The sequence below is a fragment of the Avibacterium endocarditidis genome, from assembly GCF_002921145.1.
Lineage (GTDB): Bacteria > Pseudomonadota > Gammaproteobacteria > Enterobacterales > Pasteurellaceae > Avibacterium > Avibacterium endocarditidis.
Genome location: NZ_PQVI01000092.1, coordinates 23,353 through 32,919, shown reverse-complemented (window position 1 = coordinate 32,919; position 9,567 = coordinate 23,353). Strand labels below are relative to the sequence as shown.

Sequence of the window (9,567 nt, the reverse complement as noted above, 5' to 3'; positions counted from 1 at the left end):
TTTTATGAGGGATATCAATGAGCGAGATCTATTATTGCTACTACTCATCACCAATCGGGCGGTTATTGATGATTAGCCAAGATAACAAATTAACCAATTTGGATTTAGAAGCGGAGCAAATTGCGCCAAATCCAAAATGGATTTTACAGGAAAATCACCCGCTCTTTGCGCAAGTTTCGGCGGCATTAACCCGTTATTTTAATGGTGAAAAAGAAGATTTTGCAGGGATTCCGCTGAATCCACAAGGCACGCCTTTTCAGCAAAGCATTTGGCAGCAGCTTTGCCAAATTGCTTATGGTGAAACCACAAGTTATGGCGAGTTAGCCAATCGCATTAACAAACCGAAAGCGGTGCGCGCCGTGGGTGGTGCGGTGGGGAGTAATCCAATTAGCATCATTATTCCTTGCCATCGCGTGTTAGGAAAAACACGTCAGCTAACGGGATTTGGCGGTGGATTGCCTGCCAAACGCCATTTGTTACAGTTAGAAAATATTGCTTATGTGGATAAAGGCGTGGAATACGTCAAACAGAAATTATTGAAAAAGTATCAACGCTAACAAAAACTTGATAAAAAAGCACCGCAATAGCCCAAATTCCGAACAAGCTCTACTCTCCCTTGCGCGATCGCTGGCGGGACTCACTTTTGGTGAAGTCGCCAAGGAGTTGAATATGTCTGTGCCGCCCAATTTGAAACGGGATAAAGGCTGGGTGGGAATGTTGCTGGAAACTGCCTTGGGTGCAACTGCTGGGAGCAAAGCGGAACAAGATTTTGCCCATCTTGGCATTGAGCTCAAAACCATTCCCATTAATCGTCAAGGAAAGCCCCTTGAAACCACCTTCGTCAGCCTTGCGCCGCTGATTCAAAATAGCGGAATCACTTGGCAATCTTCTCACGTTCGCCATAAATTATCCAAAGTGCTGTGGATTCCCATTGAGGGTGAACGCACCATTCCCCTTGCCGAACGTCATATTGGGCAGCCTATTTTATGGCAGCCCTCGCCCGAACAAGAGCAACGTTTGCAGCAAGATTGGGAAGAATTAATGGAATATATCGTATTTGGTCGGCTTGATGAAATTACCGCACGCCTTGGTGAAGTGCTACAACTTCGCCCTAAAGGCGCAAATAGTAAATCGCTAACCAAAGGCATTGGGCGAAATGGCGAGGTGATTGACACCTTACCGCTCGGCTTTTATTTATGCAAAAATTTCACCCACGAAATCCTGCAACAATTTCAGCAAAATGGCTGATTTTCCTTTCCATTAAAGCCAGAAATCTATATCATTGTTCGCTTTAGATTTAATCTATAAGGAACTTATTATGTTTGACTGGATCGCCAGCCCCGAAGCCTGGGTGGCTTTATTTACCCTAACCGCATTAGAAATTGTGTTGGGCATTGATAACATCATTTTTATCAGTATTTTAGTCGGGCGTTTGCCAGCCCAACAACGTCAATCAGGGCGAATTATCGGCTTAGGCTTGGCAATGGCTACGCGTATTTTATTGTTGCTTTCCCTTTCTTGGTTAATGAAACTCACTGAGCCGTTATTTGAGGTTTTCTCGCAACAAATTTCAGGACGTGATCTTATTTTAATCGTGGGCGGATTATTTTTGGTGGCGAAAAGCACCCACGAAATTCATCACGCAATGACGCCAGAAGAAGAGGGCGAAGACCAAAGTGCGGCAAAAAAAGTGAATTTTTTCAGCGTACTCATTCAAATTGCCATTTTAGATATTGTATTCTCGCTGGATTCCGTGATCACCGCTGTGGGAATGGCAAGCGAAATTGGCGTGATGATTTTGGCGATTGTGATTGCCGTCGGCGTAATGATGCTAGCAGCCAAACCGATTGGCGATTTTGTGGAATCGCACCCAACGCTGAAAGTACTTGCTCTTTCGTTCTTGATTTTAGTGGGCGTGGCATTAATTGGTGAAGGCTTAGATTTCCACATTCCAAAAGGCTACATTTACTTCGCAATGGGCTTCTCCGTGGTGGTAGAAATGATCAATATCAAAATGCGTAAGCGTTTGATTAAACGCCCATAATGCTAGAATAAAGAAGTGCGGTGCAAAAATTCTGAAAATTTGCACCACACTTTGTTTTTCTTCTTTTAACTTTTTCCAGCCCTAATTTTTTTATTTTACTTTTATTGCCTTACCATTTTCGATACATATTGGCGCACATCACTTGCCCTAACACATAAAGGGTGGAATTTTTTTGCAATTTTACCGTGTGTCGTTGTTGTTTGCGTAAGGCGGCGCGGATACCATCGCCCCAAAATTCACTGTAGTAATCCGTTCTAACTTGGGTAAGACGATAAGTATTACAGTTAAGAATTTTGTATTGACGCACGGAGCGCGCGTAAAGTTCTGGGCGCTCTTTATACACGAATAAGCCTTTATCCGAATTAATTACCACATCAAAATGAATTAAGTGCTTGTCTTCGTTATCCACCCAAACCGATTGGGTATCTACATAATATTCTGCATTCGGCGCTAATTTGAAATAGCCTGCTTTGGTTAAGGTTGGCAGAACGAGTTTGACTTCTGGGGGCGGTGAAGTAGGCGTAGTAGAACAAGCGGCAAGTAGCATTACGCTAAGCAATAAACCTAATTTTTTCATTTTGACCTCCTTACATTCTGAGGAAGAACGCTCGTTGATTAGGTTAGAATCATTCTGGCATATTTGAATGGGGATTTCTAACAAAAAAAGACGATTTTGTGAGCTGTTCCACAAAATCAGCTTTACATAAAGAGTGAAAATAAAGCGACGCGATAAAATTTATCGCAAACGATTGCGTAGGCGTGCTACAATACGCGCGATTTTCAGTAACTCAAGTCATATAGGAAAAAATCGTGAGCAAACAATCATTAAGTTACAAAGATGCGGGTGTGGATATTAACGCAGGCAACGCGTTAGTGGAAAAAATTGAAGCCGATGTTAAACGCACCACGCGTCCTGAAGTTATTGGTGGATTGGGCGGATTTGGCGCGCTTTGTGCATTGCCGAGCAAGTATAAAGAGCCAATTTTGGTGTCTGGCACAGACGGTGTTGGCACAAAATTACGCCTTGCCATTGATTTGAATAAACACGATACCATCGGCATTGACTTGGTGGCGATGTGCGTTAATGATTTGGTGGTGCAAGGAGCAGAACCGCTATTTTTCCTAGATTATTATGCCACAGGCAAATTAGACGTAGATGTGGCAGCCAGCGTGATCAAAGGCATTGCCAACGGTTGTGAACAATCAGGTTGCGCTTTAGTGGGCGGTGAAACCGCAGAAATGCCGGGAATGTATCATCAAGGTGATTATGATTTAGCAGGCTTCTGCGTGGGTGTGGTCGAGAAGTCAGAAATTATTGACGGCAGCCAAGTGAAAGTGGGCGATGCGTTAATCGCATTAGGCTCAAGTGGCGCACATTCCAATGGTTATTCATTAATTCGCAAAGTGATCGAGCGTTCAGGCATCGACCCTGCGAGTGCAGAATTAGACGGCAAGCCTTTCGCTGATCAAGTGTTAGCGCCAACCAAAATTTATGTTAAATCCATTTTACAATTGATCAAACATGTGCCTGTTCACGCCATTTCTCACTTAACGGGCGGTGGCTTCTGGGAAAATATCCCTCGCGTGTTACCGCACAATGTGCAAGCCGTGATTGATGAAACAAGCTGGCAATGGCCTGCCATTTTTAACTGGTTGCAAGAGCAGGGCAATATCGATCGCTATGAAATGTATCGCACCTTCAACTGCGGGGTGGGTATGATCATCGCCTTGCCACAGGATCAAGTGGAAACCGCGTTGGCATTATTGCAACAAGCAGGCGAAAATGCGTGGCAGATTGGTCGCATTGAAAGTGCGAGCGAAGGCGAAGAGCAGGTTGTTATTCGTTAATGAAAAAGATTGTTGTACTGATTTCTGGTGAAGGGCAAACCTTGCAAAGCATTATTGATGCTTGCAAGGCGGGGGATATTCCTGCGCAAATTTGTGCTGTTATCGCCAATAAAGCAAACGCTTATGGCTTACAGCGCGCGAAAATGGCTGAAATTCCCACCGCACTTTTTGAACACGCAAGGATTACGCTGATAATCTAGCGATGGATCGGGCTATCGGTGATTATATTGCTGAGCTTGGTGCGGATTTAATTGTGCTAGCTGGTTATATGAAAATCCTAACTGCTGAATTTACCCAACGTTTTGCAGGCAAAATTCTCAACATTCACCCATCACTGTTGCCGAAATATCCGGGCTTACACACTTATCAGCGCGCGTTAGAAGCGGGCGATCAAGAACACGGTACAACGGTGCATTTTGTCAATGAGGAAGTGGACGGTGGTGCTATTGTACTGCAAGCCAAAGTGCCAATTTTTCCAGATGATGAAGTCTGTGATATTGAGCAGCGTGTGAAATATCAAGAGCAGCAAATTTATCCTTTAGTGATAAATTGGTTTGTTACCGATCGTTTAACGCTTCAAAATGGCAGCGCCTATTTAGATAGTAAATGCCTGCCAAATGCAGGTTATGCAATGGATTAAGGATACAAAGCACAAACTTCAGTTTGTGCTTTTTCTTTATTCTGTCGGAGAAAGAATTTCATTAAGTGCGGTCATTTTTTTGTGAATTTTTGGTATAGTAGCGAAAATTCATCATAACTTAGTTACTCTTTAGGATTTATAAATGGCAGAAAAAATTCTGATTGATGAAGATCGATTTATGCGAACCATTTCTCGAATTTCGCACGAAATCATCGAAAAACATCAAAATCTCAATGACCTCATTATTGTCGGAATTAAGCGCCGTGGGGCGGAAATTGCAGAGTTAATCAAGCGTAAAATTAATGATTTAACAGGTAAAGAGCTGCCTTCCCTTGATTTGGATATTACCTTTTATCGCGATGATTTGGAATATGTTGAGCCGCAAAGCCAATCGCCTGTGTATAGCGGCGCATCAAATTATGTGAGTATTCAAAATAAAATTGTAATTTTGGTTGATGATGTGTTGTTCACGGGGCGCACCATTCGAGCGGCGTTAGATGCGTTAATTGATTTTGGGCGAGCGGCAAAAGTGGAATTAGTGATTTTTGTGGATCGCGGACACCGTGAATTGCCAATTCGTGCCGATTATGTCGGCAAAAATGTGCCAACCAGTCGTGCGGAAAAAGTGCAAGTTCGGACGATGAAGTTTGATCAATGTTACGAGGTGGCGCTGGTATCAAAATAAACGTCGTGTAAAAAATGTTTTATCAAACTAAATCGATGAACCTTTTGGCAAATTGACACTCTAACGTAAAATAATTTGAACTAATAAATGGAAAATATGAAAGGATTTAACTTTAAAGCGATTTTAGTAGGTTTGGTGGGATTATTTGCGCTTTCAGCGAATGTATCTGCCGTAGAACGCGTGGTTGCCACCGTGAATGGAAGCCCTATTTTAGAAAGCCAAGTGCGTACTGCTTTAGGTAAAAAGGCCAATACAGAAGCAAATCGCGAGGCGGCATTAAATACGGTGATTGATGATATTTTAGTTAATCAAGCCATCCATTAAAGAAAGATTCTGGTGTGAGTGTGAGTAGCGCACAAGTTGATCGCGTAATGGAAGATATTGCGGCACGCAATGGCTTGACGTACGGACAACTACTTGATGTATTGGATTATCAAGGCATTAACTATCATCAGTATCGCCAACAGATCGCAAATCAATTATTAATGTCGGAAGTGCGCAATCAGGCGATTGGTAAAAGTGTTGATGTAACCCGAGAAGAAGTGCAAGAACTTGGGCAAAAATTGCTTGATCAAGCGAAAGCACAGGGTAAAGAGAAAAAAGTTACTGGAACAGAATACCAAGTTCGTCATATCTTATTGAAATTAAACCCATTATTAAATGATGCGCAAGCGAAAGCGCAATTAACTCAAATTCGTGCGGATATTTTGGCGCATAAAACCACCTTTGCTGATGCTGCATTAAAATATTCTAAAGATTATTTATCTGGCGCGAATGGCGGCAGTTTAGGCTTTGCTTTCCCAGAAACTTATGTGCCACCCTTTGCTAAAATGGTACAAAGCACGAAGAAAGGCACCATTTCTGCACCATTTAAAACAGAATTTGGCTGGCATATTTTAGAAGTTACTGACACTCGCCAAGGGGATCGTACCCGTGATGCTTATATGCAAAAAGCCTATGAACAGTTAGTCAATCAACAACTGCGCGAAGCCTCACAAGATTGGGTGAAAGCCTTGCGTAAAACTGCGAATATTAAATATTTCAAGTAATTTGAAGCAATCACGAAATCCCAGCCCCAATGCTGGGATTTTTGTTTTATAATAGCGTGTCTTTTTTAACAGTGATAAATCATTATGAGTTCAAGAAAACATCTAGGTCATACCGCCCGTAAACGTTTCGGGCAGAACTTTTTATCAGACGATAATATTATTCAAAGCATTGTGGCAGCCATTTATCCACAGCCAGATCAATTCTTAGTAGAAATCGGCCCCGGTTTGGGGGCGCTAACAGAACCTGTTGCGGAGCAAGTTGAGCATTTAACCGTTGTGGAGTTAGACCGAGATTTGGCTGAACGTTTGCGTCATCACCCATTTTTACATCAAAAGTTGAATGTGATTGAAACAGATGCGATGCAGTTTGATTTTGGGCAACTTTACCGTGATGAGCATTTAGCGGAAAAAAATCAGAAATTACGCATTTTCGGCAATCTTCCTTATAACATTTCAACGCCATTAATGTTCCATTTGTTCAACTATTGCGAACAAATTCAAGATATGCACTTTATGCTACAAAAAGAAGTGGTAAAACGTCTTTGCGCTGCACCGAATAGCAAGGCTTACGGACGCTTAACCATTATGGCGCAATATTTTTGCCAAGTAATGCCTGTATTGGAAGTACCACCGAGTGCTTTTAAACCAGCGCCCAAAGTGGATTCAGCAGTAGTGCGTTTAATTCCACACAGCACGCTTCCGCACCCAGTGAAAGATTTATACTGGCTCAATCGCGTGTGTACGCAAGCCTTTAATCAACGTCGTAAAACCTTGCGTAATGCACTTTCTACACTATTTTCTGCGGAAAATCTCACCGCACTTGGGATTGATTTAAATGCGCGGGCAGAAAATCTTTCCATTGCCGATTATGCCAGATTAGCAAACTGGCTATGTGATAACCCTGTGGTGGAAAACACACAGAGCGAAACGGAATAAAACAATGGCAACCTACTTAGTCGGCGATCTGCAAGGCTGTTATGATGAATTGCACGCTTTGTTGGAAAAGGTAAACTTTGATCCGAGCCAAGATGTGCTTTATTTAGTGGGTGATTTGGTGGCGCGTGGGGATAAATCCCTTGAATGTTTACGTTTAGTCAAATCCCTTGGTAACGCGGCGCACACCGTGCTGGGCAACCACGATTTGCACTTAATTTCCACCGCACTTGGCATAAAAAAAATCAAACCCAAGGATCGCGTGGAGGCCATTTTTAACGCCCCTGATTTTCACGAATTGATTGATTGGCTACGCCAGCAACCCTTGCTTATTCATAATCAACAAGCAGGATTTTTACTCACTCACGCAGGGATCTCGCCTGATTGGGATCTTGCCACGGCAAAAGCCTGTGCTGCCGAAGTGGAGCAAGTGCTACGCCACGGTGATTATTATGCAATGATCGAACAGATGTATGATAACCAGCCTGATCGCTGGTCGCCTGATTTACAGGGTATCGATCGCCTACGTTACATTATCAACGTATTTACCCGTATGCGTTTTTGCTATTATGATCATCGCCTTGATTTCGCTTGCAAAGCCCCTGTTGATGAAGCACCTGCGGAGCTAACCCCTTGGTTTCGGCTTAATAATCCTCTATTCAAAACGGAAAATATCGTCTTTGGCCATTGGGCCAGTTTAGTGGATACGCCTACGCCAGCTAATATTTATGCCCTTGATACCGGCTGTGTGTGGGGTAATCGAATGACAATGCTACGCTGGGAAGATAAACAGTATTTTACTCAACCCGCAATGAAACAATACACCTAACCTATGAAAGAAAAACTGATTACTTCTGCCAGTTGCGAGCTATTCAATCTTCCTTTTTTTCAGTTCGCCCAGATGAAAAAATTCTTAGCCCAGAGCAAATCCCACAAATTAAAGCGGATTACAAACGGCAATGGAATTTATGGAAAACGGCGATTTTGCAAGTGGCGCAACGCCTTGGCCCACCTTTTGCTGAACCCCATATTGAAAAATGGTGTAATGGTTGGCAAGTACGGGCGCATTTTTTCGCTTATTTCAAATATGAATTTAACAAAAATTCTGCCGCCATTTTATCGGTTATTTTAAATCGCCGCCGTTTACAAGTGAGCCTTGATTGGCATTGCTATCGCGCCGATCGCTCGCAAAATCAATGTACAACAATATAACCAATGGTTTGAACAGCTGGATCAAACTCAGTATGCCGATTTTGATTTTTGGCGTGGTGATGAAAGCGAATACGCCGATTTCCGTAAAGTGCGGTCGCTTTCTGCGCAGGATTTTTTACTCAACAATGATGAAGATTTTTTCTGTATAGGGAAAAATATTGAAAAAGCCGAGTTAGATCACATTGATGCAGTGGAATTTATCGCACAAACCATTCGAGAGTTAGTGCCGTTGTATGAGAAATGCCATTTGGAATCAATGTAACTCTAACAAAATATATATTTATTATTTTGAAAGCACCTTTAGCGAATAAATCACTAAATAAAATATGAACGCTCCCTCTCTTAAATACATTTTCTCAGAAAAGAAACGTTCAATTTATTTTATATTATAAAACTCTTTTCTCTCTCGTTCCATCAAGTTGCGCAAATGCTCAAAATGATTCTTATCTAGACGTTGAAAACATTTATCTATTAATTTTTTCCTTCATCTATTGCTACAGCATAATTATTGGCTACCCATTGGTCATAAGTAATGCCTGTTTTTTCCTCATCGCATTTAAACGCACCATCAACTCTAGAATGAGTCAAATAAATTTCAAACCCTACTTTCAATTTAAAGTAATCGCCATCATAAACAAGATAATTAGGCTTTGTATAGAAATAAATTGGTATAGGTGAATAATCTTTAGCAGCAGAAAAACGGATATTTTGTTTTATGGCTTCAATATATTTAGGGTAGGCATAGCTATGACTTATATTGGGAATATTTGTTACGCTTCCTTCAAGTTCGTCTTTTGAAAAACCAAGATCGTTCCAACTACACGAAAACAAAGAAAATGGATTGCAGAGAACCACCCCAAAAGTACTATTGAATGCAGCTTTCGCGGCAGTATGTCCTCTTGTTATGACTCGAAGATTATCTTGTGAGGGGGTTGGCTTTTGTGGTTCAGCTCCTAGTTTACCCACACCATAATAGATATTTATGGTGCTACCATCAATAGTAACGAACTTCTCGCTATGGGGAGTTTTATCCTGTGTTGCACAAGATGTAATTAGTAAAGGGCAACCCAATAGCAGTAAAATAAGTTTATTCATTTTTCTCCAAAAATTTATCATTATTAATAAAATAATAAAGATGCTAGGGACATATTAGTTA

Annotated in this window: 9 protein-coding genes and 3 pseudogenes; 10 read left to right on the top strand and 2 right to left on the bottom strand. The window is 41.7% G+C overall.

The window, feature by feature from the left end:
• The first annotated feature begins 17 nt into the window (after positions 1 to 17).
• The 3 genes from C3Z13_RS07495 (at position 18) to C3Z13_RS07485 (ending at position 2,044) form a co-directional block, all read left to right on the top strand.
• Positions 18 to 557, top strand: coding sequence for a methylated-DNA--[protein]-cysteine S-methyltransferase (locus C3Z13_RS07495; RefSeq protein WP_103853404.1), 540 nt, complete (start codon positions 18 to 20; stop codon positions 555 to 557).
• A 10-nt stretch (positions 558 to 567) separates the two neighbouring features.
• The gene (gene mutH, locus C3Z13_RS07490; RefSeq protein ID WP_103855509.1) at positions 568 to 1,248 is read left to right on the top strand and encodes a DNA mismatch repair endonuclease MutH; all 681 of its coding nucleotides are present in this window, start codon (positions 568 to 570) and stop codon (positions 1,246 to 1,248) included.
• A 70-nt stretch (positions 1,249 to 1,318) separates the two neighbouring features.
• The gene (locus tag C3Z13_RS07485) at positions 1,319 to 2,044 is read left to right on the top strand and encodes a TerC family protein (protein ID WP_103853402.1); all 726 of its coding nucleotides are present in this window, start codon (positions 1,319 to 1,321) and stop codon (positions 2,042 to 2,044) included.
• Positions 2,045 to 2,153: 109 nt separating this feature from the next.
• On the opposite strand, the gene C3Z13_RS07480 is transcribed toward C3Z13_RS07485, so the two are convergent.
• Positions 2,154 to 2,621 carry a surface-adhesin E family protein gene (locus tag C3Z13_RS07480; protein WP_103853401.1) on the bottom strand — a complete coding sequence of 156 codons (468 nt, stop codon included), beginning with the start codon at positions 2,619 to 2,621 and terminating at the stop codon, positions 2,154 to 2,156.
• Between the two features lie 233 nt (positions 2,622 to 2,854).
• Between C3Z13_RS07480 and purM the strand changes: the two genes are divergently transcribed.
• The 7 genes and pseudogenes from purM (at position 2,855) to C3Z13_RS07445 (ending at position 8,673) form a co-directional block, all read left to right on the top strand.
• Positions 2,855 to 3,892 (top strand): phosphoribosylformylglycinamidine cyclo-ligase, encoded by a 1,038-nt coding sequence (purM, locus tag C3Z13_RS07475; protein WP_103855507.1) that lies wholly within the window; start codon positions 2,855 to 2,857, stop codon positions 3,890 to 3,892.
• Positions 3,892 to 4,532, top strand: a pseudogene (gene purN / locus C3Z13_RS07470) (phosphoribosylglycinamide formyltransferase). The gene purM and the pseudogene purN overlap by 1 nt, the downstream one beginning before the upstream one ends.
• 142 nt (positions 4,533 to 4,674) lie before the next feature.
• Positions 4,675 to 5,217 carry a bifunctional pyr operon transcriptional regulator/uracil phosphoribosyltransferase PyrR gene (gene pyrR, locus C3Z13_RS07465; protein WP_103853398.1) on the top strand — a complete coding sequence of 181 codons (543 nt, stop codon included), beginning with the start codon at positions 4,675 to 4,677 and terminating at the stop codon, positions 5,215 to 5,217.
• A 96-nt stretch (positions 5,218 to 5,313) separates the two neighbouring features.
• Positions 5,314 to 6,266: pseudogene (locus C3Z13_RS07460) on the top strand (peptidylprolyl isomerase).
• Between the two features lie 84 nt (positions 6,267 to 6,350).
• Positions 6,351 to 7,202, top strand: coding sequence for a 16S rRNA (adenine(1518)-N(6)/adenine(1519)-N(6))-dimethyltransferase RsmA (gene rsmA, locus C3Z13_RS07455; protein ID WP_103855506.1), 852 nt, complete (start codon positions 6,351 to 6,353; stop codon positions 7,200 to 7,202).
• 4 nt (positions 7,203 to 7,206) lie between these two features.
• A complete protein-coding gene (gene apaH, locus C3Z13_RS07450) occupies positions 7,207 to 8,028 on the top strand; it encodes a bis(5'-nucleosyl)-tetraphosphatase (symmetrical) ApaH (protein WP_103855505.1) in 822 nt (273 codons plus the stop codon).
• A 3-nt stretch (positions 8,029 to 8,031) separates the two neighbouring features.
• Positions 8,032 to 8,673 (top strand): annotated as a pseudogene (locus C3Z13_RS07445) (HI_0552 family protein).
• 209 nt (positions 8,674 to 8,882) lie between these two features.
• Here C3Z13_RS07445 and C3Z13_RS07440 read toward each other — a convergent pair.
• Positions 8,883 to 9,506: a hypothetical protein gene (locus C3Z13_RS07440; protein ID WP_103855504.1), complete on the bottom strand. Its 624-nt coding sequence runs from the start codon at positions 9,504 to 9,506 to the stop codon at positions 8,883 to 8,885.
• Between the last annotated feature and the right edge of the window lie 61 nt (positions 9,507 to 9,567).

Coding starts and splice junctions, on each gene's coding strand:
- C3Z13_RS07495 (WP_103853404.1), top strand. CDS start 18: ATGAGCGAGATCTATTATTGCTACTACTCATCACCAATCGGGCGGTTA.
- C3Z13_RS07485 (WP_103853402.1), top strand. CDS start 1,319: ATGTTTGACTGGATCGCCAGCCCCGAAGCCTGGGTGGCTTTATTTACC.
- C3Z13_RS07480 (WP_103853401.1), bottom strand. CDS start 2,621: ATGAAAAAATTAGGTTTATTGCTTAGCGTAATGCTACTTGCCGCTTGT.
- pyrR (WP_103853398.1), top strand. CDS start 4,675: ATGGCAGAAAAAATTCTGATTGATGAAGATCGATTTATGCGAACCATT.
- rsmA (WP_103855506.1), top strand. CDS start 6,351: ATGAGTTCAAGAAAACATCTAGGTCATACCGCCCGTAAACGTTTCGGG.
- apaH (WP_103855505.1), top strand. CDS start 7,207: ATGGCAACCTACTTAGTCGGCGATCTGCAAGGCTGTTATGATGAATTG.
- C3Z13_RS07440 (WP_103855504.1), bottom strand. CDS start 9,506: ATGAATAAACTTATTTTACTGCTATTGGGTTGCCCTTTACTAATTACA.